24 protein-coding genes and 1 tRNA gene are annotated in these 26,542 nt (G+C 49.9%); 18 read left to right on the top strand and 7 right to left on the bottom strand.

The features are described from left to right. Window positions 1–19: 19 nt before the first annotated feature. The 5 genes from RSX24_RS04685 to odhB all read left to right on the top strand — a co-directional run bounded on the left by RSX24_RS04685 (window position 20) and on the right by odhB (window position 6,122). Window positions 20–286, top strand: a complete 267-nt coding sequence (locus RSX24_RS04685; protein WP_290371450.1) for a cupin domain-containing protein — start codon at window positions 20–22, stop codon at window positions 284–286. A 66-nt stretch (window positions 287–352) separates the two neighbouring features. Next, on the top strand, window positions 353–805 hold the full coding sequence (locus RSX24_RS04680; protein WP_343259786.1) for an NUDIX domain-containing protein: 453 nt from the start codon (window positions 353–355) through the stop codon (window positions 803–805). A gap of 188 nt (window positions 806–993) precedes the next feature. Then, a tRNA-Pro gene (locus RSX24_RS04675) sits at window positions 994–1,067 on the top strand. Window positions 1,068–1,968: 901 nt separating this feature from the next. Beyond that, a complete protein-coding gene (locus RSX24_RS04670) occupies window positions 1,969–4,842 on the top strand; it encodes a 2-oxoglutarate dehydrogenase E1 component (protein WP_236416009.1) in 2,874 nt (957 codons plus the stop codon). Between the two features lie 5 nt (window positions 4,843–4,847). Continuing rightward, window positions 4,848–6,122 carry a 2-oxoglutarate dehydrogenase complex dihydrolipoyllysine-residue succinyltransferase gene (gene odhB, locus RSX24_RS04665; RefSeq protein ID WP_343259785.1) on the top strand — a complete coding sequence of 425 codons (1,275 nt, stop codon included), beginning with the start codon at window positions 4,848–4,850 and terminating at the stop codon, window positions 6,120–6,122. Between the two features lie 147 nt (window positions 6,123–6,269). Here odhB and RSX24_RS04660 read toward each other — a convergent pair whose 3' ends face one another. The 4 genes from RSX24_RS04660 to mnmL form a co-directional block, all read right to left on the bottom strand. Next, window positions 6,270–7,271: an alpha/beta fold hydrolase gene (locus RSX24_RS04660; protein WP_236416329.1), complete on the bottom strand. Its 1,002-nt coding sequence runs from the start codon at window positions 7,269–7,271 to the stop codon at window positions 6,270–6,272. A gap of 57 nt (window positions 7,272–7,328) precedes the next feature. Beyond that, the gene (locus tag RSX24_RS04655; protein ID WP_236416007.1) at window positions 7,329–8,306 is read right to left on the bottom strand and encodes a type I phosphomannose isomerase catalytic subunit; all 978 of its coding nucleotides are present in this window, start codon (window positions 8,304–8,306) and stop codon (window positions 7,329–7,331) included. Window positions 8,307–8,550: 244 nt separating this feature from the next. Beyond that, a complete protein-coding gene (gene mnmM, locus RSX24_RS04650) occupies window positions 8,551–9,135 on the bottom strand; it encodes a tRNA 5-(aminomethyl)-2-thiouridylate-methyltransferase MnmM (protein ID WP_343259784.1) in 585 nt (194 codons plus the stop codon). 1 nt (window position 9,136) lies between these two features. Then, window positions 9,137–10,090, bottom strand: coding sequence for a tRNA modification radical SAM protein MnmL/YtqA (mnmL, locus tag RSX24_RS04645; RefSeq protein WP_343259783.1), 954 nt, complete (start codon window positions 10,088–10,090; stop codon window positions 9,137–9,139). A gap of 373 nt (window positions 10,091–10,463) precedes the next feature. Here mnmL and RSX24_RS04640 point away from each other — a divergent pair, with 373 nt between their 5' ends. Then, entirely contained in the window at window positions 10,464–10,667 is a 204-nt protein-coding gene (locus RSX24_RS04640; RefSeq protein ID WP_236416004.1) for a hypothetical protein, read from the top strand. Between the two features lie 149 nt (window positions 10,668–10,816). Further along, window positions 10,817–11,566 carry a tRNA (guanosine(46)-N7)-methyltransferase TrmB gene (gene trmB / locus RSX24_RS04635; protein WP_343259782.1) on the top strand — a complete coding sequence of 250 codons (750 nt, stop codon included), beginning with the start codon at window positions 10,817–10,819 and terminating at the stop codon, window positions 11,564–11,566. A gap of 243 nt (window positions 11,567–11,809) precedes the next feature. Here the strand turns inward: trmB and RSX24_RS04630 are convergent, their stop codons facing one another. Next, a complete protein-coding gene (locus RSX24_RS04630; protein ID WP_236416002.1) occupies window positions 11,810–12,964 on the bottom strand; it encodes an MGDG synthase family glycosyltransferase in 1,155 nt (384 codons plus the stop codon). Window positions 12,965–13,014: 50 nt separating this feature from the next. Beyond that, window positions 13,015–13,542, bottom strand: coding sequence for a phosphatase PAP2 family protein (locus RSX24_RS04625; RefSeq protein WP_236416001.1), 528 nt, complete (start codon window positions 13,540–13,542; stop codon window positions 13,015–13,017). A 694-nt stretch (window positions 13,543–14,236) separates the two neighbouring features. On the opposite strand from RSX24_RS04625, the gene RSX24_RS04620 reads away from it, so the two are divergent. The 9 genes from RSX24_RS04620 to RSX24_RS04580 all read left to right on the top strand — a co-directional run bounded on the left by RSX24_RS04620 (window position 14,237) and on the right by RSX24_RS04580 (window position 22,935). After that, window positions 14,237–15,475 (top strand): glycosyltransferase family 2 protein, encoded by a 1,239-nt coding sequence (locus RSX24_RS04620; RefSeq protein WP_236416000.1) that lies wholly within the window; start codon window positions 14,237–14,239, stop codon window positions 15,473–15,475. 315 nt (window positions 15,476–15,790) lie between these two features. Then, window positions 15,791–16,285, top strand: coding sequence for a translation initiation factor IF-3 (infC, locus tag RSX24_RS04615; RefSeq protein ID WP_236416326.1), 495 nt, complete (start codon window positions 15,791–15,793; stop codon window positions 16,283–16,285). A gap of 24 nt (window positions 16,286–16,309) precedes the next feature. After that, window positions 16,310–16,513: a 50S ribosomal protein L35 gene (rpmI, locus tag RSX24_RS04610; RefSeq protein WP_017689665.1), complete on the top strand. Its 204-nt coding sequence runs from the start codon at window positions 16,310–16,312 to the stop codon at window positions 16,511–16,513. A gap of 88 nt (window positions 16,514–16,601) precedes the next feature. Beyond that, complete coding sequence (gene rplT / locus RSX24_RS04605; RefSeq protein WP_236415999.1) at window positions 16,602–16,961, top strand: 50S ribosomal protein L20; 360 nt, start codon at window positions 16,602–16,604, stop codon at window positions 16,959–16,961. Window positions 16,962–17,518: 557 nt separating this feature from the next. Next, window positions 17,519–18,559, top strand: a complete 1,041-nt coding sequence (locus tag RSX24_RS04600) for a BMP family lipoprotein (RefSeq protein ID WP_236415998.1) — start codon at window positions 17,519–17,521, stop codon at window positions 18,557–18,559. Window positions 18,560–18,778: 219 nt separating this feature from the next. Then, window positions 18,779–20,317 (top strand): ABC transporter ATP-binding protein, encoded by a 1,539-nt coding sequence (locus RSX24_RS04595; RefSeq protein ID WP_236415997.1) that lies wholly within the window; start codon window positions 18,779–18,781, stop codon window positions 20,315–20,317. After that, window positions 20,310–21,389 carry an ABC transporter permease gene (locus RSX24_RS04590; protein WP_236415996.1) on the top strand — a complete coding sequence of 360 codons (1,080 nt, stop codon included), beginning with the start codon at window positions 20,310–20,312 and terminating at the stop codon, window positions 21,387–21,389. The genes RSX24_RS04595 and RSX24_RS04590 overlap by 8 nt, the downstream gene beginning before the upstream one ends. Next, window positions 21,390–22,352: an ABC transporter permease gene (locus tag RSX24_RS04585; RefSeq protein WP_236415995.1), complete on the top strand. Its 963-nt coding sequence runs from the start codon at window positions 21,390–21,392 to the stop codon at window positions 22,350–22,352. Between the two features lie 208 nt (window positions 22,353–22,560). Continuing rightward, window positions 22,561–22,935: a hypothetical protein gene (locus RSX24_RS04580; RefSeq protein WP_236415994.1), complete on the top strand. Its 375-nt coding sequence runs from the start codon at window positions 22,561–22,563 to the stop codon at window positions 22,933–22,935. Window positions 22,936–23,082: 147 nt separating this feature from the next. On the opposite strand, the gene RSX24_RS04575 is transcribed toward RSX24_RS04580, so the two are convergent. Next, complete coding sequence (locus tag RSX24_RS04575; protein WP_339277067.1) at window positions 23,083–23,529, bottom strand: GNAT family N-acetyltransferase; 447 nt, start codon at window positions 23,527–23,529, stop codon at window positions 23,083–23,085. 708 nt (window positions 23,530–24,237) lie between these two features. Here RSX24_RS04575 and ilvB point away from each other — a divergent pair. Both ilvB and ilvN read left to right on the top strand, forming a co-directional pair. Beyond that, window positions 24,238–25,989 (top strand): biosynthetic-type acetolactate synthase large subunit, encoded by a 1,752-nt coding sequence (gene ilvB, locus RSX24_RS04570; protein ID WP_236415991.1) that lies wholly within the window; start codon window positions 24,238–24,240, stop codon window positions 25,987–25,989. After that, window positions 25,986–26,468: an acetolactate synthase small subunit gene (gene ilvN, locus RSX24_RS04565; protein ID WP_236415990.1), complete on the top strand. Its 483-nt coding sequence runs from the start codon at window positions 25,986–25,988 to the stop codon at window positions 26,466–26,468. The genes ilvB and ilvN overlap by 4 nt, the downstream gene beginning before the upstream one ends. Window positions 26,469–26,542: the final 74 nt, after the last annotated feature.

Here is a 26,542-nt window from a genome sequence, read left to right as displayed (position 1 = left end):
AACCCCGGTATTGAGAAGCATGGCGGATTGTCATGTAGCCTGCCTGAGACTTGCTGCCGGAGGTCATCTTGGTTTGCATCCTGCAGTATCGGAGCAGGTGTTTCTGGTGCTGGAAGGTGAGGGATGGGTAGAAGGCGCCGATGGACAACATGAAAAGATCCGTGCAGGCGAGGCTGCTTATTGGAGAAACGGAGAGAACCATCAATCCGGTTCCGATCAGGGCCTTACCGCGTTGTTGATTGAAGGAGAGAATTTGGCCATGCGCCTGGCTTTGCGGAAGCAATAAAAGGGGACGAGCGTAAAGTTAGTGTATGGCGCAAACCTGAACAGGAACGAGTAAAGGAGCCGATCCATGAATCGACATACACACTTGGGTGTTTATGGTTTGATCGAATGCGAAGGGAAATTTTTGCTGATTCGCAAAGCGCGAGGCGCTTATCAAGGGAAATGGGATTTGCCGGGCGGCAGGCCCGAATTCGGCGAATCTCCGGAATCTGCCTTGCATCGCGAGATTGAAGAGGAAACAGGGCTCACGGATGTTGAAGTCGCTATCTACGGTGCCCAATCCAACGTCGTTCACTGGTTGTATCAGGGGCAACCCGAAGAACTGTATCATGTAGGCATTCTGTACGATGTGAGATTGAAGTTTGCGACAGATGCGACGAAGATCAGAAAAGAACCGGACGGACACGATTCGTTCGGTGCCGGTTGGTTTACGCGGGATCAAGTTCAAGAGGTAGCTTTAACCCCTTTTGCGGAGCACATGATACGTAAGCATGTTCAGGCGAGTTCTCGAAACGAATGAAACTGGAGAGAAGTATCGGTAACGTAGGCACGGTTTCTGAAGCCTTCTTTCTATTTTGCTTCTGTTAAATATTGCAAGAATGCTAATGTATGCGCTATAATAGGGTCATACGTGGCAGTCGGTTTGGGTGAGACGAACAGAACTGCCGCATAGGGAAACAGCGCATGGGGCTGGAAACTGGCCAATATCGGGGTATAGCGCAGCCTGGTAGCGCGCACCCTTGGGGTGGGTGAGGTCGTGGGTTCAAATCCCGCTACTCCGATTGTCATTTTCTTTGGCCTATTGTAAGGGAGTTCACTTTGGAAAATCGATGAGCAATTGATCTATAACGCGCGATACATTAAATGGAGAGCATACAATACTTCTCATGTTGGATCATTCCGATGTGAGAAGTATTTTTGTTGTCCCTACACATGCGGGTGAGGCCCGAGGCTGACCTATAAAACTTTATATAACAATTAGTTATATGTTATTATACTATTTAGGCATAAATTACGAGGCAAACTTTGGTTTTAAGCATACGATGGAACATCAAAAAGCTTCTTGACAGCGAACTTGAAGAATCACGATTTCACCAAAACGTGGATAAACGGCCCGTGCCCGGCTTATTTTACATAATTGCGGCACGGACGGGTGAAGGGTTCCATGACAGGTCGAAATCCTTCACGATGCTAAAATCCGATGATGGGCAATGAATTGCATGTAAACCTATTTTTTTGCGAGCTGCTGTTTGTTCAAGGACATAATGGTCCAAAATTATATCAGGAGTCCTTTTTTTAAAGTGTTTTATGCCGTAATGCTCCGATTCATCTAATTTATGCATCAATCGGACTAAAAATAGGAAATGCTCCTGAGCGAGAAAGTTTATAGAATGGTATTAGAAACATGAACTTCATCACAGCATGATCGAAGAAAGTGTGGCCCTCGAACGGATCAGGACAATACTCGATATCTGTGCGATGGCATACCGAAAAAACTTGTTTTGAGCATTTTTGAAAACGCAGACAAACGTTGACGGAAGCGTCGGAACAACGTAATTGCCACAGTCAGCACGATGATTGGACTTCATGAAAAATTTCGCTTAAAATGTTGATCGAACGCGAATTTAGGCGGTCAATGATTTCCGTCAAAACAACGACTAAATCAAGACGGAGGGAACGTCGATGACGATCGAGGAAGGCAACAAGAAACCCTGGGAGAGTTACTATGGACCTAACCTGGGATACGTACAGGAGCAATACGAATTATTTTCTCAAGATCCAGGATCGGTAACCCCGGCCTATCAGGAATTGTTTGAACAATGGGGTGCTCCGCCGATGCCCGGCAGAGATGCACATATAGCCACGCAATCTGGTTCTGCCCAAAACGCGACCGGAAGCGTGGATATCCAATTATTACAGAAAGCGGTTACAGCGGGTAAACTGGTATGGAATATCCGGACTTACGGTCACCTTGCTGCGGATATCGATCCGCTTGGCATCAGTGAGTCGGCGGATACATCGCTGTTGGAACCAGAGCATTTCGAATTGAACGAAGAGGACCTCAAGGCGTTGCCGGCTTCCCTGATCTGGGAAGGCGCTGACGGCCAGACGTTAAACGGATGGGATGCCATTCAACGTTTGCGCCAGATTTACACGGGGCCGATTGCTTATGAATTCAGCCATGTCCATGACGTCCGTGAACGCGAATGGTTGAACCGGCGGGCGGAATCCCGGACGTCTCCGGCTCCGCTTACCCATGAGGAACGCAAGGCATTGCTGAAACGTCTCGTGGAAGCCGAGCAGTTCGAGGATTTCCTTCATAAAACATTTGTGGGTCAGAAGCGTTTCTCCATCGAAGGTAACGACGTGCTCGTACCGATGCTGGATGAAGCTGTGCGAATCATGGCGCATTCGGGCTCAAGCCACATCCTGATGGGGATGGCTCACCGCGGTCGTCTGAACGTCCTTGCCCACGTGCTGGGGAAACCTTATAGCAAAATTTTCGCTGAATTTCATCATTCCCCGAACAAGGATCTCGTTCCGTCGGAAGGTTCGACCGGCATCAATTACGGCTGGACGGGGGATGTCAAATATCACTTAGGGGCCAATCGCTACGTCAAAGAAGGCGAAACGGTGCAGGCTCGCTTGACGCTTGCCAACAATCCGAGCCACTTGGAATACGTCAATCCGGTAGTGCAAGGGTTTGCCCGTGCCGCACAGGACGATCGCAGAGACCCAGGCTATCCGAAACAGGACGTAAGCAAAGCGGCAACCATTCTGATGCACGGCGACGCAGCATTCCCGGGTGAGGGAATCGTGGCGGAAACGCTCAATTTCAAAGCATTGCCAGGGTATCAAAATGGCGGGACCATTCACATTATCGTTAACAACCGCCTCGGGTTTACGACCGATAGTTCCGATTCGCGGTCCACATATTACGCCAGTGACCTTGCGAAAGGGTATGAAATCCCGATCGTGCACGTCAATGCCGACAACCCGGAAGCGTGTATCGCGGCCATTCGCATGGCGGCTGAGTATCGCAATCGTTTCAAAAAGGATTTCCTGATCGACCTGATCGGGTACCGCCGTTACGGCCATAACGAAACGGATGATCCGGAAACGACGCAGCCGACCGTATACGAAAAAGTGAAAAACCATCCAACCGTCAGCCATCTGTATCAGGATCAGCTGAAAAAGGATGCCATTGTCGACGATGCTCTGATCGGGAGCATTCGCGAGGATGTAGGCAATCGTTTGAAAGAAGCTTATGAGCAGATGAAAAACAATGAAGTACGTGAGAAAGGGCAGCTGCAAGCTGCGCAGCCGGAAGCCGTATCTCTCATGCCAACGGCGGTTCCGCTGGACCGATTGCGCGGCATCAATGCCGATTTGCTCAAATGGCCGGAAAACTTCAACGTGTATCCGAAGCTGCAGCGTATTTTGCAGCGTCGCAAAACGGCGCTGAACGAAGGGGAAAAGGTCGATTGGAGCCTTGCGGAAACGCTGGCCTTCGCGACCATTATCGCCGACGGCAAACCGATTCGGATCAGCGGGCAGGACGCGGAGCGCGCCACGTTCGCTCACCGGAATCTTGTGCTTCACGATGCGGTCAACGGGTCGAAATATTGCCCGCTTCACCATCTGCCGCAGGCGAAAGCTTCGTTTGCCATCTACAACAGCCCGCTTTCCGAAGAATCGGTGTTAGGCTTCGAATACGGCTATAACGTGTACTCCCCCGAGACGCTAGTGATCTGGGAAGCGCAATTCGGCGATTTTGCCAACTGTGCGCAAGTTATTTTCGACCAGTTCGTATCTGCAGGCCGCGCCAAATGGTCGCAAAAATCAAGCCTGGTCATGCTGCTTCCGCACGGCAATGAAGGTCAAGGTCCGGAACATACCAGTGCCCGGTTGGAGCGTTTCCTGCAGCTCGCGGCCGAGGATAACATGATGATCGTAAACCTGAGCAGATCGTCGCAATATTTCCATTTGCTGCGCCGCCAGGCTTCGCTGACCGACACCGAAGACGCCAAACCGCTTGTCATGATGTCGCCGAAAAGCCTGATCCGCAATCCGCGTGTGGCTGCTCCGGCATCGGAATTCAGCGAAGGCCGCTTCGAACCGATTCTGGAACAAGCAGGTCTGGGGACGAAACCGGATCGCGTTGAACGCATCGTACTGTGCAGCGGCAAAATCGCCATCGATCTGGAAGATGCGATCGAAAAAGACAAGAACGATTGGTCATGGCTCCACATTATCCGTGTTGAGCAGCTCTACCCGTTCCCTGCCGAAGAAATCAAGCGTGTGCTGGCCCGTTTCAGCAATGCGAAGGAACTGGTGTGGGTGCAGGAAGAAAATAAAAACATGGGCGCATGGACGTACATGGAACCTCGCCTCCGCGAGATTGCTCCGGAAGGGACAACAGTGCGCTATGAAGGCCGTCCTGAGCATGCAAGCCCATCCAGCGGGTATCAGCGCGTACACAGCCTGGAACAGCAGCAGATCATTACGGCAACCTTGAAGCAAATGACAAAGAACAATATTCCACTGGGGAGGTAACAGCTGTGAGTGAAATTAAAGTTCCCGCCATGGGCGAATCGATTACGGAAGGAACCGTATCCAGATGGCTTGTCAAAGAAGGAGATGCCGTCAATCAGGGCGATGTTCTTCTGGAGCTTGAGACGGATAAGGTAAACATCGAGATCAGTGCGGAAGAGAGCGGGGTTTTGGAAAAAATCCTTCGGCAGGAGGGAGATACCGTCGAGATCGGCGAAGCGATCGGTATCATCGCTGTTGGAGCGGGAGCCGCAAGTGCTCCTGCCTCCCCAGCTGCTTCCGACCCTGCGCCTGAACCGAAGAAGCAAGCTCCGGCTCCACAGGCTGTTGCTCCCGTACCGGCGGCTCCGGAAGTTTCCGAAGCGGGCGTGAAGGCAGCTTCTCCTGCTGCGCGAAAGCTTGCCCGCGAGCGCGGCATTGAGCTGGATCAAGTGCAAAGCAAAGACCCGATCGGACGTGTTTACCAAGAGGACGTCAAAAATCACGGCAGTCAACCGGCTGCTCCGGCTACTCCGGCCGCACAGGCACCCAGCAAGCCGTCTGCGCCGAGTGCGCCCGCTCCTAGCGCAGCTACATATGCGAAACCCGTTGAGCGCCAGCGCATGACGCGCCGCCGGGCAACGATTGCAAAACGTCTGGTGGAAGCACAGCAAACGGCAGCGATGCTGACCACGTTTAACGAGGTCGACATGACGGCGATCATGGACGTGCGCAAACGCCGCAAAGACAAGTTCAAGGAGAAGCATGACATCGGCCTTGGCTTCATGTCCTTCTTTACCAAAGCGGTCGTTGGGGCGCTGAAAAAATTCCCGATGATCAACGCTGAAATCGATGGCGAAGACATCATTCTCAAAAAATACTATGACATCGGCATTGCCGTTTCGGCGAAGGAAGGTTTGGTTGTGCCTGTCGTCCGTGATGCGGATCGCTTGAGCTTTGCCGAGATCGAACGCAGCATTGCAGATCTGGCATCCAAAGCACGTACGAACACGCTGGCCTTGTCTGATCTTCAAGGAGGAACGTTCACCATTACTAATGGCGGTACGTTTGGCTCGCTGTTGTCCACGCCGATTCTGAATACACCTCAAGTAGGTATTCTCGGCATGCATAACATCCAGCTTCGTCCGGTGGCGATCGATGCCGAGCGCATGGAAAACCGTCCAATGATGTATATTGCGTTGTCTTATGACCATCGCATCATTGATGGTGCGGATGCCGTACGCTTCCTGGTGACGATCAAAGAACTGCTGGAAGATCCGGAATCGCTGCTGATTGAAGGATAATTCAAGCGTACAAGCAGGTAAGCGATGATGCTTTCCTAAGCACTTATTGACATTTCAAAAGAATGAACGAAGAAGCCCTTGATCGGGGACACAGCCTGTGCTGTGTCCGATCAGGGGCTTCTGTCTTTGATAGAGTTAACCTGTCCCTCACAAGGAGTCGGCCGGAAAATTGTCGGCGATGGCGTTTGTTTCTGTGCCTGTGTCTGCAGCAGCGCCGCTGAGCAGCGGTAAATGCCGTTCCAGCCACTCCAGGATGTCCTGGGTCACCTCCGCTCGGTTCGTTTCGTGCAGCATTTCATGGCGTCCACCCGGGTACAGACGAACCTCGATATCTTGCAGCTGCAGCTTGCGATATTGGGCAACCAGGTTCTGAACGCCTTTGCCATGCAAGCCAACCGGGTCCTGTTCGCCGGAAAACAGGAAAACGGGTTTATCTTTGGGGATGCCCGCCATGTTATGGGGAAGATGGATTTCCAGCAGCAGCCGGAAAAAATCCCGGAAAAATCCTGCAGTGCAGATGCTGCCGCACATGGGGTCATCAATAAATTTTTTGACTTCGGCCTGATCCCTGGAGAGCCAGTCAAAAGGCGTTGCCGCGGGGCGGAACGCGCGATTAAAGCCGCCAAATACGATGGCGTTAAGCAGCAAGCTATGATGTGCGGCCCCTTGGAGGCTGCATTGCAGCCAGGCCAGTTTTTCACCCAATTGCAGCAGGCTGCGTTTACCGTTGGTACCTGACAAAATAAAGGCCGAATAACGTTCATGACCCGCATACATGAGATGCTGAACCAAAAAAGACCCCATGCTATGTCCCATCAAAATGATGGGTACCCCCGGATGCTCCTTGGCGGCTACTTCCCCCAGGTTCATCATGTCGCTTGCCATCCAGCGAAATGCATCTGAGCCTGCATCGCCCAGCATTTCCGGGCTTCCAGCCGTTTTTCCATGCCCGCGGTGGTCATTGGCATATACGGCGTATCCGCTTTGCGTGAGCGATTGGGCAAACTCTGCATATCTGGCCGCGGTTTCAGCCATGCCGTGTCCAATCTGGAGCACGCCTTTAACGGAAGTATCCGAAGAGGGCAGCCAACGATACACGTGGATTCGGCTCCCGTCATTGGCGATGAGGTCAAAGGTCGATTCCTGCATGAGCATAGCTCCCTTCTTCATGATACAAACCTCGTTCCTATTCCCGTCCGGTGCCAATTAAGGAAGGTATGAACGGAGCACAGTGGCGTTCCCATCCATCGTATAAGCGCCGAGATTGGCCGGAAGCAGGTAACATTGCCCTGCCTTCAGTTCGACGCGCTCCGCGTCGCTGTTGCCCCATCTCAGCAAACCGCTGCCGTCGCAAACGACGAGTATGGTGAAGCTTTCCGCATCCGTGGTGAGCTCCCACTGATTGCGCACGACGCCTTTTTCGACGACGAAATAAGGGCATTCCGCAAGTTTCAGCCATTCTCCCGGAACGGCGTTGCCTGTTTTCATCGTTGTGGCACCTGCGCCTTCGTAAGCTGTTACGTTAAGGGAATCCTCAATGTGCAGTTCGCGCGGCTTTCCGTCAAGACCAGGGCGGTTGTAGTCGTAGAGACGATAAGTGGTATCCGAGTTTTGCTGAATTTCGGCGACGACCACGCCAGCGCAAAGGGCGTGAACCGTTCCCGCAGGGATGAAGAACGTGTCGCCTGCTTCAACGGGAACTTGGCGCAGCGTATCCATCACCGTTCCGTTTTCCAGCGCGGATTTCAACGTTTCCCGATCCACGCCGTCGTTCAGGCCATAAATGATGTGCGCGCCCGGTTTGGCGTCGAGTACGTACCACATTTCTGTTTTGCCGAGCTCGCCTGGAGGAAGTTCTGCGTAGTCGTCGGTCGGATGGACTTGAACGGATAAATCGTCATTGCAGTCCAGCAGTTTGATTAGAAGCGGGAAGCGTCCGCCTTTTTTGGAAACGCCTTTGGTTCCGAGCCATTCCGTGCCGAGCAGTTCGCGCACTTCATCCAAGCCTTTTCCCGCCAACTCGCCGTTGATCACTTTCGTTGTTCCGTTCGGATGGTCCGCAATCATCCAGCCTTCGCCGATATGTCCTTCGGGCGGGGTCAGGCCGAATTGCTCCAGCGCACGCCCTCCCCAGACGCGCTCTTTAAATTCAGGTTGAAATTGCAAAGGATATGGTTTAGTCATCGTATAGTTCTCTCCTCTATTATATAAAATGGCGAATCACTTTAATCAGCACATGTTGCTGAACAACATGTATACGGTTGCATGATGATATGTATAGCAGGCCATTGCGCCAACGGCGTCAAACCGGGCCTCAGAGCCGGGATGGCTTCTGTTGGCAGACAGCGGCATGCAGTATAAAACGACAGGATGACAGTGGGCAAGGGCTAAATGCTGCACTTAGCCCTTTAGACCGTGACCGTGCAAATTACTTTTTTTCGATGCCGATCAAAAAAGGTGAGGTATCCCGCTGCAATTGACGGTAAACGACCGTCTGGGCTTGCTCCACCGGCAAGGCAGACGCCCACTGCCAAACGGCATCGGCTTCCTGGGCCCCTCCGTCATGGCCCGGATAGAGCACGGTGGTTATGATGCCACGGGGCCGCAGGAGCTGCAGGGCGGCTTCCAGAGCACCAATGGTACTATCCGTCTGGGTAATGATAGACGAATCTGCCCCTTCCGATGGCAGATAGCCAAGGTTGAACATCACCGCGCCGACCGACCCATGCCAATCTTCGGGAACGGCCTCGGCCATGCGTTCATGGCCAAGCTGCAGCAGGGAGATGGAGCCCAGCTTGGCTGCATCCTCTTGTTTGCGAATGCGCGCTTGAGCGAGCGCGAGGGCTTCGTTTTGAATATCGAAACCGATCACCTGTCCGCGCGGGCCTACCCTTTGCGCAAGAAACAATGTATCCGCTCCAGTGCCAACGGTCGCGTCAATGGCGAGATCCCCGGGCTGCAAACGAGCGGAAATCCATTGATGGGCACAACTGAGCACCGATAAAAATCCCATATCAGCATCTCCTCCAATACTTGCCCTGCCAGGAATCCCGTTCACGAAGCTCCCGGTCAATGGAATTGAGCACTTCCCATTTCTTGAGCGACCACATCGGTCCGATCAGCAGATTGCGTGGCGCGTCGCCGGTCAGGCGGTGCACGATCATTTCCGGAGGCAGCATTTCCAACGTATCCACGATCAACTTGATATACTCGTCCTGCTCCAGGAAACGCAGCAGCCCGGCTTCATACTGTTTGACCATCGGCGTTTTGCGCATGAGGTGAAGCAGATGGATTTTGATGCCCTGCACATCCATATTGGCTACCGCGCGCCCGGTATCGAGCATCATTTCATGCGTTTCCTGCGGCAATCCGTAGATGATGTGCGTACATACGCGGATGTTGTGCCTGCGCAGTTTGACGACGGCTTCCTCGTAACATCGGGTATCATGTGCCCGGTTGATCAGGGTGGAGGTGGACTCGTGGATTGTTTGCAATCCCATTTCGACCCATAGATAGGTTCGCTCGTTCAATTCAGCCAAATATTCAACCACGTCATCGGGCAGACAGTCGGGACGCGTCGCAATCGAGAGGCCGACCACGCCGGGCTGCCGCAGGATGACTTCGAAGTATTCACGGAGGACTTCGACAGGGGCATACGTATTCGTATAAGCCTGAAAGTAACCGATATATTGGGCGTTCGGCCACTTTAGATGCTGCTTGTCCCGAATAGTATTAAACTGCGTTACCAGATCGTCGCGTCTGCTGCCGGCGAAATCCCCTGATCCGCGGGCACTGCAGAAAGTGCAGCCGCCTTTGGCAATGGAGCCGTCGCGATTGGGACAAGTAAAGCCGGCGTCCAGCATGACTTTGAACACTTTGTTGTTGAATTCGTTTTTCATTTCATGGTTCCAGGTATGAAACCGTTTATCCCCCCATAGGAGGGGAGTATCGATTGCAGGTGCGTTCATATTGTTTCGGGTGCTCCTTTAACGGCCATCCTCCATACGCGAAAAAAGGAAAGGCTCTTATCTGTTCACGATCAGGAACGGATTTCGGAAATCCGCATCTGTATGGACTGCTATTATTGTATCAAAAAATGGGGGCAGTGTGCATCCGTCGTTCGGACGCGATATCGAGGCCTTCATCCAAGCTGTAATGCTCCATTTTAAATCGCTTTCAACTCTCAAAAATAGGCCGGAAATTCAACGATTTCACTTGAAATAGTTCACATGATGTGTTATATTTAAACCAACGTCAGACACATCCAAAGGGTACTTATTCATCACGGCAATTGAATGAATTTTGACGTCATGGACCATATTATACCGTGAGGTGATATGAATGAATTCCCAAGTCAAAAATAATAATGATGTTCATCGCGTTTCCGTTGAGTTGACGGCAGAAGAGGCGCTGGCCCTGACAGGTGTTCGTTTTAATGGCAATCCGAAAGTGAAAGCGGCTGCAAGGCAAAAAGTTCGCGATGCTTTCGAAAAGACATTTGATTTTTCACACCAAGATAAGGTAGACTATGAACTGTTAAAGTAGTTGGACCCCAATTCCAAATATATCGGAAAAGGAATCTTTGTTATTTGCCTCATCGGCAATTCAAAGATTCCTTTTTCTTTGCCCTTTACAATTCGCCGCTTCTTCGGCACAATGATTCTGAGACAAGTATCAGCAAACGGAGGAATAAGATGCGTTTACGTGGAAGAAAAGGGATCCGGGAAAGCCTGGAGCAGCAGGAAGACCTCGTGATTTTGGATCCCAAACAATACAAGGGACAATGGTCCAAACTGTTTGGCAATGATCGTCCGATCTTTGTGGAATTCGGCATGGGCAAAGGCCAGTTCATTAGCCAGATGAGCCATAAACACCAACAGTACAATTTTATCGGTTTTGATATGTTCGATGAACTGGTGCGAAGAGCCAGTGAGAAGGCGAGAAAGGCATGGAATGAGAACGCGGTCGACACGCCGCCGAACCTCAAGCTGGCTTTGGCTAACATCGAGAGCATCGAAGAAATATTTGAACCTGGCGAGCTCGAACGCATTTATTTGAATTTCAGCGATCCGTGGCCGAAGGCAAAGCATGCACGCCGCCGTTTGACGCATCCCCGTTTTTTGAAGAAATACGTCGAATTGCTGAATGCCAAAGGACAAATCCATTTCAAGACCGATTCGGAGACGTTGTTTGAATTTTCCCTTAACGCATTTGCGGACTTTGGCTTGCAAATGACGAATCTATCGCTCAACTTGCATCGGGATGGATTGAACGAAGAGCATGTCATGACCGAGTACGAGCAGAAATTCATGGGCAAAGGCATGAACATCCACCGCGTTGAAGTGATCGTTGGGGAAGAGGCTTTGCGTGAATATCAGCAAATCCGTCTGGACAAATACAAAGTACGTGAAGCGAAAGACAACAAGGAAACGAGTGAAAAGTAGAAAAACGGCACCGGGTTGGCTGCAACCTGTGTGCCGTTCTTTTTGCGTTGGCAGGTCGCGAACGGAGCATTCTGATTCGAAATTTTGCTTTTTGCGCCTGCATTGAACTTTGGTCATCGGGGTTTCGTTGGTGGTCGGTTCCGTCCTAGGTTTAGGCAACGCTGGTGCGCACACAAAGGCGCCTTCAAGCATGAAGGCGCCTTTGTGTAGAATGATTGAAATTGCACGATAAAACCGGGATCATTACGGGGCAGGGTTCGCGTTCTGGTCAGGCTGCGTGCGAAAGTCAAGCAGATCGAGAATGCTCTGAGCGCTTTGCAGCGGGTGGTACTTCGCGATCTGCGCCAAATGACGCTTCCGCCTGCGAACGATATCCGGGTATTTGTGGAGCAGTCTGTTCATCCATTTGACGATCACGTCGAAGGAAGAGATAGACTCCCCGAGTCCTCTGGAAGTAAAATACTGCACATTCTCTTCTTCCTGGCCCGGAATGGGATTGTGGAACAGCATGGGAATGCCTTTGGCAAGCCCTTCCGAGCATGTCATGCCACCTGGTTTTGTGATGAGCAGGTCCGAAACTTCCATTAATTTGTCGATTTCTTTGGTATAGCCCATGATATGAATGTTTTCTTTCTGATAAGTAGGGTTCTGCTCCATGTCCGTTCTTGCTTTGTCATTGCGGCCCAAGCAGAAAATAATCTGTATATCCTCGTGCCAGCGCGTCAAAAACTGGTTGATGACCTCATCGCTGAGCATGCCCCAGCCGCCACCCATAACAAGTACGGTAGGCATGTCTTTTAAGCCGAACTTGCTGCGGATTTCATCTTTGCCTGGATGCTCCCAAAAACTCGGGTGCACGGGAATGCCTGTAACCCGAATGCGGTCTGAGGACACTCCGCGCAGCAGCAGTTTGGATCGTACCTCTTCGGTAGAGACGAGATACAGGTCGACTTCGGGGCTGATCCACGTTCCGTGCGCATCGTAATCGGTAATGACCGTGCACAGCGGCACCATGATGCCCAAACGTTTCAAGCGGGAGATGACCGCGCTTGGTATCGGGTGGGTGCATACGATGACATTGGGCCGAAGCTGGCGCACGATGCTGCGCGTATGCGTATAGAACAACTTGTGCAAGGCAAGCGTCGTGAACCGGTTCAGCGATTTTTTATACTGGTGTTTGTATACGTAACCCACCAGCTTCGGCTGTTTGGTTACCGTTTTTTTGTAAGCTGTAATGATCAGCGGCGCAACCCTGGGATTCAAAAAGCTTCCCAGTTCAAGCACCTTCGTCTGCACGCCAGGCGATAGCTTGCGCAAACTGCTGGAAAGTGCATAAGCTGCCTGGGTATGACCTGCACCAAAGCCTTCGGATAATAGGAGTATTCGTTTCTTTTCCACGCTTGCTTCACCTGTTCCTGCTAGGTTTTCCTTAGTCTAACATATCTGCTTTATGCCCATAATGCAACTGTTGCCAGTGCGACTAAAGTACCGATTGTTGCCCCTGCTAGTACGTCTGAGGGATAGTGCAGCCCGAGATAAATGCGAGAAAATCCGACAATAAGTGCAACCGGCAATAAAGCGCATAACAGAATGAAGTCCATGGCCATAAAAGGGACGGTCACCGAAAAGATGGCTGTAGTATGCCCGGATGGAAAAGAATGATCCGTAAGCGGGTTGCGGAACGTGATCGCATCCGGCAGTGCGAGATACGGCCTGATGCGAGGGTACAGCTTTTTGGCGATGGCAACAGGAATGTGGCTGACTGCCAAAGCGATGCAGGCCTGCAGCCCGGTTGTGCTCCACGGTGCCGGAGCCAGCAGCCATATCAACAAGGATACGGTGATCGAAGCGGTCGCTCCGCCGAGATGAGTGAAATAGTATAGCCAAAAATTCATAAAGCGATTATGAAGTCGACCATTAATCCACATGAAAACATTGCGATCATACTCTTGAAACTTAACGAATAAACGGCTCATTTTGGCCTCCTGCCAGTCAGGCCGCCCAGACGGCGGCGGTATTTCTGTCATTGTGCTTCCGGATCGCCCTGATTGTTATATAACCGTTTTTCGTGAAGTCGGGGTTATTCAGGTACATGTTTATCATATTTTTAAATGATGTCCTTTTCAAGAAGAAGACATGTAAAGAACGTAAAATGAATGTTAAACTATGGGTGGCCAACCAGTTTGCTTTTTGACTTGGACGAGCCAAAACGGCTACAATGATTCAATGTGGCGGAATGGGGTAAAGAAAATGTGAGTTTCTTTAGAACTTTTTGCCGGCCGTAAACGTTATTTTAGTGAAGTCTCTTTCCGACCAACGGCAGGAGGGTGAACACAAACAGGGACTTTAGAAATAAAAATAAAGGAAACGGCTGAAAATAGGATATAACGGGCATGAATCCAAGGGTGTGGTGCAACGGATTGCCAATTCAGCGTTTTAAGATCACATTTCTGCTTCAATACGTGGAATCGGGGTTTTGACAAATGGCTGAAAAGCATCCAAAATCGATAAAGCAGCAAACTGCTGGCAACCATGCCTGAGACATCTGCGTAGTAATCAAAGCAACGGGTCATATTCTGCATCAAACAAAAACAAACAACATGCAGAAACAAAAAAGACAAAAACGAAAAGCAAAAAAGGGTCTGAAAAAAAAGGGGGTAACAGAGAACGATGTTGGACGCTATATTCGTCACGCTGCAGGTCATTCTCGCGCTGCTGGCTGTGTACCAATTCACGTTTTCACTGTTCGGTCTGTATAAGAAAAAGAAAAAGAAGCATTACCCTGCGACAAAGTCCTTCGCGGTGCTGGTAGCGGCCCATAACGAAGAGCAGGTTATCGGGGCATTGATGGAAAATCTCAAGCAGCTGGATTACCCGAAGGATCTGTACGACGTATTCGTCATTTGCGACAACTGTACGGACAGCACGGCGCAAATCGTGCGCGAGCACGGATGGAATGCCTGTGTGCGCACCAACCCGGATCTGCGAGGCAAAGGATATGCCATCGAGTGGATGCTTAAATATTTATGGGGCCTGCCGCGCCAGTATGATGCGGTTGTCATGTTTGATGCGGACAATCTGGTTGACCGCAACTTCCTGCTCGAAATGAACAATGATTTGTGCAACGGAGCTCGCGTTATCCAAGGTTATATCGACACGAAAAACCCGGAAGATTCCTGGATCACTGCGGCTTACGGCGTATCGTACTGGTACATCAACCGTCTGTGGCAGCTGTCCCGCCACAACCTGAATATGGCGAACTTCCTTGGCGGTACGGGGATGTGCTTTGAGACCAATCTGCTGAAGGAAATCGGATGGGGCGCCACAAGCTTGGTGGAGGACCTGGAGTTTACCATGCGAAGCGTGCAACGCAACGTATATCCGGTATTCAATTACGATGCCAAAGTGTTCGACGAAAAGCCATTGACGTTCAAGGCTTCGGCCAGACAGCGCCTGCGCTGGATGCAGGGTCACTTTACCGTCGCGCGCAGATATTTCTTCCCTCTGTTGTGGAAAAGCATCAAGGAACGCAGTCTGGTCAAATTCGACCTTGCCATTTACGGTGCGAACGTTTATGTTGTCTTGCTGACGTTTTTGCTGACTGCGATAATGTGGGTCGATACAGCCGTGTTCAACGGTCCGAACATCGCCAATATTTATGGATACTTCCCGCTTTGGGTCGGATTTCTGGCAATCGGTTTGAACATTTTGACGTTCCTGTTGTCGATGGCTCTCGAGAAAGTTAAATTTGCCAAAGTGTACATGTACCTGATCGTATTCCCGATCTATCTGCTCTCCTGGTATCCCATCACGTTCTATGCGTTCTTCACGCAGAACAACAAGCAGTGGAGCCATACGCAGCATACGCGGGTTGTACGCCTGGATGAGGTGCAGAGCAAACAAGGATAACGTTGAACGAGGCATGCGGCCATCGGCTGTGTGCCTTGATTCATAAAATGGTTGACAATGCTTTTCCAAAGTGATATATTGTTCTAGTGCTTTGAAAGAGAATAGACTGGAATCACAAGCAGAAGTCCGACTTCTCACCTGACCAACATATGTTGGCTGGTCAACGATCCCAATCATTATGAATTTATGTGAGTATGTTCATGAGGAATGGTGTTGATTACAGGGATGTCGGTAGCTAGACCGGCATCCCTTTTATTTTTGTGTAACAGGATATTCAAAATGACCTGGAGGTGGACTGTTATTAGTAAAGATCACATGATTAATGATGAGATTCGGGCGAAGGAAGTACGCCTTGTCGGAGCTGAGGGAGAGCAAATCGGGATTAAGCCCATTCGTGAAGCGCTGCAAATGGCGATTGATCTCAACCTGGATCTGGTCAATGTGGCTCCGCAGGCTAAACCGCCGGTATGTCGCATCATGGACTATGGCAAATTCCGCTATGAGCAGCAAAAGAAAGAAAAAGAAGCCCGTAAGAACCAGAAAATTGTGGATATCAAAGAAGTATGGTTCCGTTCCAATATCGAGGAGCATGATTTCCAAACGAAGCTTCGCAATGTAGTTAAGTTTTTGAAAGAAGGCGACAAAGTGAAATGTTCCGTGCGTTTCCGCGGACGGGAGATTACACACGCTTCGGTTGGTCAGAAAATTTTGGAACGCGTCAAAACGGAAGTTGCAGAACTCTGCACCGTTGAGCGCCAACCGAAACTGGAAGGCCGCAGCATGATTATGATTCTGGCTCCAAAAGCCTGATAACATTGAAGGAGGAAACACAACATGCCTAAAATGAAAACACACAGCAGTTTGAAAGGACGCTTCAAAATCACCGGTTCCGGTAAAGTCCTGCGTTACAAAGCTCACAAAAACCACTTGCTTTCCCACAAATCCAAACGTGCTAAACGCGTCCTGAACGGCAACCCGGTTATGGCTGCTGGAGACGTAAGACGTTTGAAACAAGGTCTGGCTAACCTGAAAGGCTAATTCAAAAATTCGTACGTGGTATGGGGGGACGGCTTTGGCTGTACGCATATCAGGATACATTTAATATTTATTTGGGAGGTTCTTTAATATGGCAAGAGTAAAAGGCGGTTTTGTAGTACGTCGTCGTCATAAAAAAGTATTGAAACTGGCTAAAGGTTATTTCGGTTCCAAACACCGTATTTTTAAAACAGCTAACGAGCAGGTCATGAAATCCCTGGTATACGCATACCGTGACCGTCGTCAAACGAAACGCAACTTCCGCAGACTGTGGATCGTTCGGATCAACGCAGCAGCTCGTCAAAACGGACTGTCCTACAACAAGCTGATCCATGGATTGAAATTGGCTGGCGTAGACATGAACCGCAAAATGCTGGCTGATCTGGCTGTTAACGACATCAACGCGTTCAACTCCTTGGCTACTGTAGCCAAAGGCAAACTTAACGCTTAATCAAGAAACGCAATTCCAAGCCGCCGTACCTATATGGCGGCTTTTTCTACGCCACAATCCTTAATTGCATACTCTGCCTGAACGGAGGAGACACTGGAAATGTAGTGGCGGAAAGGATATCAGCTTAGTCACTTACATATCATTGGCTGTGTGAAATAATGCAAGTTTTTTTGAGTGAAATCAAGTTGGAAATATAACAAGAGTCACATTTTCGTCACATAACGTAACATCGTTTTGACGTTAGTGTGTTAAATCGCTAAATTTTAAAGCGTTTCCAACAAAAAAAGTGCGAAAATAAGTGAACTTTGCTAAGGAACATCTAGATTTATACACTGGTTAAATGTATAATCACCTCTGTAGGCTAGTCCTAAACTTTTCTTTCTTGGTCATAATGTTCGGTTTTTCGACAGATCAACGGGCTGGATCAGCAAGGAATTAAGGTTTATTGCTTAATAAACCATACATTCCAATGATTATCTGCGTCTGATATCTGTTCATTTCGTCCAATATGGCTCGGATTGGAATTAGGTATATATCATTAAGGGGGAACAGATTAAATGAAGAAGTTTTTGAGCTTGTCCTTGTCGATGCTGCTTGCCGGTTCCGTACTGCTTGCAGGTTGCGGCAGCAAACCTGCTGAAGAAAATAATGCAGGTGGAAGCACTGAAGCACCTAAAACGGAAACTGCCAGCGATGTGACGATCGGTATGGTAACCGATGTCGGCGGCGTTAACGACAAATCCTTTAACCAATCCGCTTGGGAAGCTCTGCAAGCAACAGAGACTGAAACCGGAGCGAAAGTAAAATACCTGCAATCCAAAGCTGATGAAGAGTATATTCCTAACTTGAACGAGTTTGTTAAAAACAACTACTCCTTGACTTGGGGAATCGGGTTCCAATTGGCTGATGCGATCAAAACGGTTGCTGACCAAAACCCGGATGCCAAACTGGCCATCATCGACAGCGTTGTGGATGCGCCAAACGTTAAATCCGTAACCTTTGCTGAAGAAGAAGGGTCTTACCTCGTAGGCGTTGTTGCCGGACTGAGCACAAAAACGAACAAAATCGGTTTTGTCGGCGGTATGGACAGCCCGCTGATCAAGAAATTTGAAGTTGGCTTCAGAGAAGGCGTAAAAGCTGTAAATCCGGATGCCGAATTTATTTCCAACTACACAGGCGCGTTCGACAAGCCTGACCTTGGTAAAGCAGCGGCAGCGACACTGTACAACAAAGGCGTAGATATCATTTTCCACGCTTCAGGCGCAACAGGAAACGGTGTGTTCAACGAAGCGATCGCTCGCAAGAAACAAGGACAAGACGTATGGGTTATCGGTGTCGACAAAGACCAATCCCTTGAATTTGGCGACGATGTGACCCTGACTTCCATGATCAAAAAAGTTGACGAAGCGGTTAAACGCGTGAATAAAGAAGTGATCGACGGTACGTTCAAAGGCGGAGCAGAAAATCTGACTCTGAAAGAAAACGGCGTAGGCATCGCAGACACATCCACGAAAAACGTATCCAAGGAAATCCTGGACAAAGTGGAAGAGTACAAACAAAAAATCATCAGCGGCGAAATTAAAGTACCTACCGAATAATATGGTTTGCAAATAAGGAAATACGTCATTGGGCCGGTCTTGACCGGCCTTATGATTGCCCGCAGCTTATCTTGGCCAGCGAAGCCTCCAAAAGGAGCGTTTCAGACATATTGCATGAAGAACAATCGCAAGAAGCATTCGGTCTAACAATTAACGTCGATGGACGTTTTTCTTTCGTTTTGCGGAACCACACACTATATCAGTTATAAGGGTGATTACATGGGTGCAGGAACCCCCGTCGTTGAGTTAAAACAAATCACGAAGCGTTTCCCAGGCATTGTTGCCAACGACGCTATCAGCCTTCAGCTTCGAAAAGGCGAGATTCATGCTTTATTGGGCGAAAACGGTGCTGGTAAGTCAACATTGATGAATATTGTATTTGGCCTCTATCAGCCGGATGAAGGATCCATTGAGGTGAACGGCAAGCCGGTGATCATTGATAGTCCAAACAAAGCGATTGAGCTTGGCATCGGCATGGTGCATCAGCACTTTAAGCTTGTCCAGCCGTTCACGGTAACAGAGAACATTATTTTGGGATCTGAGCCTACCAAAGGTCCCAACATTAACTATAAAAAAGCAGCAGCAGAAGTACAGCGCCTGTCCGAACAATATGGACTTCAGGTGAACCCGCATGCCAAAATCCACGATATCTCGGTGGGTATGCAGCAGCGCGTTGAAATCGTGAAGACCTTGTATCGCGGTGCGGACATTCTGATCTTTGACGAGCCTACGGCCGTATTGACTCCGCAGGAAATCAAAGAATTGATGCAGATCATGAAGAAGTTGGTGGCCGAAGGCAAATCCATTATTTTGATCACGCACAAGCTGAAAGAAATCATGGAAATTTCCGATACGGTTACCATCATTCGCCGAGGCAAAGTTATCGATTCGGTGAAAACGTCGGAAACCAACCCGAACGAGCTGGCCGAAAAGATGGTTGGACGCAACGTAACGTTTAAGGTAGACAAAAAACCTGCGACTCCGGGTGCGAACGTGCTGGAAGTCAGCAATTTGTCGTCCAAAAACAAGGAAGGCATCTCCGTTCTGAATCAGCTTAACCTGAATGTGCGCGCCGGAGAAATCGTCGGCATTGCGGGCGTTGACGGCAACGGCCAGAGCGAGTTGATCGAAGCGCTCACCGGCCTGCGCAAAGTGGACGGCGGCTCCATTCGTTTGCAAGGGAAAGAACTTGCCAACCAGTCTCCGCGTTATATCTCGGAATCCGGGTTAGCGCATATTCCCGAAGATCGGCATAAACATGGACTTGTTCTCGATTTTTCCGTTAGTGAAAACATTGTTCTGGAGTCTTATTACAAGGCGCCTTATACCCGCAGAGGGTTCCTCAATTTTGACGCGATCAAAAAACAAGCCAAAAGGCTGGTCGAGGCGTTTGACGTGCGTACACCAAGCATTGAAACGAAAGCCCGTTCTTTGTCGGGAGGGAACCAGCAGAAAGCGATTATTGCGCGCGAAGTCGACAAAAATCCGGAGCTTCTTATCGCTGCTCAGCCAACCCGCGGTTTGGACGTTGGTGCGATCGAGTTTGTGCAAAAGCAATTGATTGCCCAGCGGGATCAAGGGAAGGCCGTTTTGCTGATTTCGTTCGAACTGGATGAGATCATCAACGTGTCTGACCGCATTGCCGTCATCTACGAGGGACGGATTGTGGGCGAGGTGCTGCCGGAAGAAACCAATGACAGGGAGCTCGGCTTGATGATGGCGGGCAGCACCCAAAAGAGAGGTACTGTGCATGAGTAACATATTGAAATGGTTTACCCGAGATTCCTTTATTTTGCCTGTTGTGGCCATCGTCATGGGATTGATTTTGGGCGGAATCGTTATGCTGTTCGGTGGATACAACCCGGTTGAAGCATATAGCGCGCTGTTCACCAAAGTGTTTGGCGATATGTACAACTTCGGCGAAGCCGTGCGGGAGATGACACCGCTCATCATGACCGGGCTTGCGTTTGCATTCGCTTCGCGCGCAGGTTTGTTTAACATCGGGGGAGAAGGTCAATTTCTCGTAGGTATGACGGCTGCGACGTTTGTCGGGGTTAAATTTGCAGGTCTGCCTATTTATATCCATGCACCGCTCGCCATGATCGCGGGAGCCCTTTTCGGTGGACTGTGGGCGGCGATTGCCGGTTATTTGAAGGCTGCGCGTGGCGTAAACGAAGTGATCAGCAGTATCATGCTGAACTGGATCGGGCTTTATCTGGCTAATTTGATCGTGCGCCAATTTCTGCTGCTTCAGGGCGAAAACCGTTCCGTCGATATTAGCGAATCGGCTTCGATCAGTTTGAACTGGCTGTCTGAGTTGATGGGCAATTCCCGCGTGCATTTGGGTACGCTGATCGCTCTCGTTTTGGCCGTGGTCTTTTATATTTACATGTGGAAAACGAAACAGGGTTATGAAATCCGTGCCGTAGGTCTCAACCCTAATGCGGCCGAATATGCGGGCATGCACGTAAATCGCAACATTGTCAAAGCGATGTTCATCAGCGGTATGCTTGCAGGTCTTGGCGGAGCGTTCCAGGTTCTGGGCGTATTCCAATATCAGACCGTGATGTCCGGTTCTCCGGGAACGGGCTTTGACGGCATCGCGGTAGCGTTGATTGGTTTGAATCATCCGTTCGGCGTTCTGCTCGGAGCGTTGTTGTTCGGTACGCTTACTTATGGCTCTGCGGGGATGAGCTTTGCCGCGGATGTGCCGCCTGAAATCATTCGGATTGTGATCGGTTCGATTATCTTCTTCATTGCGGCACAAGGCATCGTGCGCTGGGTACTTAAACCGTTCTATTCCAAGCGCAAGAAAGAGAAGGTGTTGTAGATGGACTTGTTGACAATTGGGCAAATTATCAATACGACGCTTGTCTTTGCCACGGCATTGATTTTTGCATCCCTAGGCGGAATTTTTTCGGAAAAGTCCGGTGTAACCAACCTCGGAATTGAAGGTTTCATGGTCTTTGGCGCGTTTGCGGCAGGGATCGGTGCACACTATGCTCAGGAAGCGGGCATGGGGGGGACGACTTCGGCATGGATGGGTGTACTGTGCGCTGTTTTGCTAGGCGTACTGGTATCCTTGATTCATGCGGTCGCGTCCATTACGTTTAAAGCGGATCAAATCATCAGCGGGATCGTGATCAACTTCCTGGCGGCAGGAAGCACGCTGTATTTGGTTAAATTGTTGTTTGAAGGTTCCGGGGACTCCCCGTTGGTCCAAGGTTTCAACAAATTCGACGTGCCGCTGCTCAAGGATATTCCTTTGCTCGGTGAAGCGTTGTTCAAGAACGTATATCCGACAACCTATCTGGCGATCGTATTTGTTTTCCTGACGTATTACATCATGTTCAAAACACCTTTCGGTCTTCGGTTGCGTTCCGTGGGCGAGCACCCGAGTGCAGCGGATACTGTCGGTGTGAAAGTTCGCCGTTACCGTTATGTTGCGGTGATGATCAGTGGCGCGCTCGCAGCAGTTGGCGGGGCGGCCATTACATTGACAACGACAGGAACGTTCTCCCATAATACGGTATCCGGACAAGGGTATATTGCGATTGCAGCCATGATCTTTGGTAAATGGAACCCGATCGGTGCCTTTGGCGCGGCCGTATTCTTCGGTTTCTCGCAAGCGATCCGGAACTATGTACAGTTGTTCGAATGGACGCAAAGTATTCCCCAGGAAATTATTTATATGCTTCCATACCTGCTCACACTGATTGTGCTGATTGCTGCGGTAGGGCGTTCTTCCGCGCCATCCGCATTGGGCGAACCGTACGATCCCGGGAAAAGGTAGTTTCACCGACAAAGGTGAACATCACCATATCAGGTTTTACCATAAAGGGCCCGCGCTTGCGGGCCTTTTTCTGTTACATTCATTTGTTTGGAAGCCGCTCAACAGGGTAGGGGGAATCCCCCAAATTTTTGGGCATGGACAAAGAAACAGGCGAACCATGCTTTGGACGAATACACTGTTTTGAACGATCCGAGGAGGAGGGGAAAGTATGAGATCACGAATTACGCGTACTGATGCGATGAAGTTTGTTGGCCAAAATATCGTTGCGGTCAAAAAGGACGGAACTCGGGTTACTGGAAGACTGGTGAAGATATCCGGAAACAAGCTTGTGTTGAAACGCATAGACGGCAAAAAGGTTCGCACAAAAGCAATTTTGCCACTCGTTTTATTTGATTTGTTGGCTATTGCAACCTTGCCGTATGCTTATGGCCCTGGTTATGGAGCACCTGGACCAGGTTATGGGCCGGGTCCGAAACCGGGATGTGGAGCGGGGTATGGCCCTGGCTATGGGGCCGGGTACCCTGGGATTGGTCCTGGCTTCAGTCCTTATGGACCAGGCCCGCGTCCACCAGGATTTTACTAAAGACGATTGATTTCGCCCTTCCGGTCGAATGAATTATACCGATAGACGGTTGTTTGGGGGAGCAGAGGCGGCGACAAGGACCACGAAGGACGGCAAATGCCTAAATTGGTTTCGGGGAGACGGCGAAGAGTGCTCCTCTTTTCGAGCTCAGATGTTTTTTTCGAGCTCAAAGCAGCGGCTGATCATGATATATCGGATGATGCGATATCCTTGTTTTTGATAAAACTGAAGTCCTTTCATATTTCCTTCGTCCACCATGACTTTGGATATTTTGCAGCCGCGTGATGTGGCGAATGTTTCTGCTTTATGCAGGAGCGTTTGCCCGTATCGTTTGCGCTGTTCTTTGGCGGAAACGGCCATCATGTCGATGTACAGCAGCTCGCCATGCATGAGAAGATGGATGAAGGCCAAGGCTTCTTTGTCGGGACTCGGAGAAATCACGAAGGTCATGCCCCTGCTCATCCGCAGGGGTATTTCTTTGCGAATTTTGTTGATATCGTTCTCACCCATATGGGACAACGGAACAAGTTCGGTATCGATTAACCGCATGATGGCGGCATCGTCCAGTTTGGATTTGCGCTGTCGAATGACCATGCCGGGCCTCCTTTCGTAAGAGGTCTTGGTGCTCGTATATTTTATGCCTGGATGAAGTTGAAAGGTGACTGAATGAAAGAGTGAAAATGGGTTATGTTAAACGATGGAAGCGTTGAAAGAAATGCTTAAGCTATGTCCTGTTCCCAATATTGCGTATTGGATTCAGGGAGAAAAATATTTTCATTTTGGAAAGCGCTGCGGGAAAGCGCCGTGTTTGTTACGAGCATATGAAACGGGCGTTCTGAAATTAATTAAAATCAGGTATTGACTTATCTGCTGCCGGGGTCATATAATGTTCCTAACATTTAACGAGAATATTTTATCGGCTATGAAGAGGACGAAGTTTTAAGGGCTCTTTTGCTCAGAGAGTGGCTGGATCTGCTGAAACCACCACCATTACCCCTTATATACGAGCTCACCTCGGAGCTGTTTTCCTGAAAAGCAATGGAGATCATTCCTTGCCTATTAGGGGGAATCGTATGCCTGCGTTACAGGCAACAGGTACGGGAACGACTTTGATCGTTTTACGTCATCGTCTTTTTAGTACCTGGTAAGGTCCGTTATTGCGAAATAGCGGGCAAAGTTGGGTGGTACCACGGAAGAACAACCTTTCGTCCCTCGCAAGCATCATTATGTTTGCAGGGATGGAAGGTTTTTTTTGTAACTTCAAATGTCAGAATGGTGTAAATTCCGAGAGGAGGATGACTGATGGGAGCTCATATTCCAGAAGTACGATCAACAGATGAATTACGTGAAAAATGGATGAAGCCGGAGGTCATTAGCGGTTCTGAAATTTTGCTGAGAAGCTTGCTGCTGGAAGGCGTCGAGTGTGTCTTTGGATATCCGGGCGGTGCCGTATTATATATCTACGATGCGATGTACGGCTTCGAAGATTTCAAACATGTGCTTACGCGCCATGAACAAGGTGCCATTCACGCAGCAGACGGTTATGCGCGGGCAAGCGGCAAGGTTGGCGTGTGCATCGCGACTTCCGGGCCGGGGGCGACGAACCTGGTTACAGGCATTGCCACGGCTTATATGGATTCCGTACCGCTCGTCGTTATTACGGGGAATGTCGTTTCCAGCTTGATTGGCTCGGATGCATTCCAGGAAGCAGACATTACCGGCATTACGATGCCGATCACGAAACACAGCTATCTGGTCAAAGATGTCGAGGATCTGCCGCGTATCATTCACGAAGCATTCCACATCGCGAACACAGGACGCAAAGGCCCGGTGCTTATCGACATTCCGAAAGATGTTTCGGCCAATAAAACGTTGTTCGAACCACTGACAGGTCCGGTTACGCTGAGAGGATACAATCCAACGACGGTACCGAACAAGCTGCAGATCGATCGTCTGGCCCAAGCGATTCAGGAAGCGGAACGTCCAATGATCATCGCTGGCGGCGGTGTCGTTTACTCGGGCGGACATGAAGCGCTGTTGGAATTCGTGGAAAAAACGGGCATTCCGATTACGACAACATTGCTTGGACTTGGCGCTTTCCCAAGCGGTCATGAACTGTGGACGGGAATGCCGGGCATGCACGGAACGTACACGTCCAACCAAGCCATCCAGCAAGCCGATTTGCTGATCAACATCGGGGCACGCTTTGATGACCGGGTAACGGGCAAGCTTGACGGCTTCGCACCGCTTGCAAAAATCGTGCATATCGACATCGACCCGGCAGAGATCGGTAAAAACGTTGCCACTGACATTCCGATCGTAGGAGATTGCAAAACGGTTTTGGAATTGGTCAACAAGGAAGTTCAACGTGCAGAACGTGCGGATGCCTGGAGAGATCAGATCAAGCAGTGGAAACAGGAAAAACCTTATCGTTACAACGATTCGAACGAAGTGCTGAAACCGCAATGGGTTATTGAAATGCTGAATGAAACGACCAAAGGCGAAGCCATTGTAACAACGGACGTCGGTCAGCATCAAATGTGGGCGGCCCAGTATTACAAATTCAACCAACCACGTTCATGGGTAACTTCAGGTGGTTTGGGAACGATGGGCTTTGGATTCCCGTCGGCGATCGGCGCGCAGATGGCAAACCCTGACAGGCTGGTTATTTCCATCAATGGCGACGGCGGCATGCAAATGTGTTCCCAAGAGCTTGCAATTTGTGCGATCAACAACATACCGGTCAAAATCGTCATCATCAACAACCAAGTGCTCGGTATGGTTCGTCAGTGGCAGGAGCTCATTTACGACAACCGCTATAGCCACATCGATCTGGCAGGAAGTCCGGATTTCGTAAAATTGGCTGAGGCTTACGGCGTTAAAGGCCTTCGTGCAACCAACAAAGAAGAAGCGCAGCGTGCTTGGCAAGAAGCCTTGGACACAGACGGTCCGGTCGTTGTAGAATTTGTTGTAAGCAAAGAAGAAAATGTGTATCCGATGGTTCCGCAAGGAGCAACGATCAATCAAATGCTGATGGGAGATGCTGAGGAATGATAAGACATACGATATCGATTTTGGTCAACGATCAGCCTGGTGTCCTGCAGCGTGTTTCTGGATTGTTCGGTCGACGCGGTTTCAATATTGAAAGCATTACAGTAGGTCAATCGGAAGAGCCGGGATTGTCCCGGATGGTCATTGTGACGGTCGGCGATGACAAAACGATCGAGCAAATCGAGAAACAACTGTACAAAATTATTGATGTCATCAAAGTTGTAGACTTTAGCATCAAGCCAATGGTTGCCCGCGAGCTCGCTTTGATCAAAGTGAAGTCCGAACCGGCGGAACGTCCGGAAATTATGGGCGTCGTAGAAACGTTCCGCGCAGCGGTCGTGGATATCGGTCCAAACAGCCTGATGGTTCAAGTGGTTGGGGATACCGACAAAATCGATGCGATGATCGAGCTGCTCAAGCCTTATGGCATTCGCGAATTGTCCAGAACCGGCGTAACGGCCCTTGTTCGGGGAAATGCATAAAGCGCATCGAGCAATGAGGATTCCTCCTCACCCGCGAATGTAAACGAATAAGTTAACCAATGGATTGATACAAG

The organism is Paenibacillus hubeiensis (assembly GCF_032334105.1).
Classification (GTDB): Bacteria; Bacillota; Bacilli; order Paenibacillales; family Paenibacillaceae; genus Paenibacillus; species Paenibacillus hubeiensis.
Note: the sequence above shows the minus strand (reverse complement) of the source record. Positions and strands in the feature narration are given on the sequence as shown.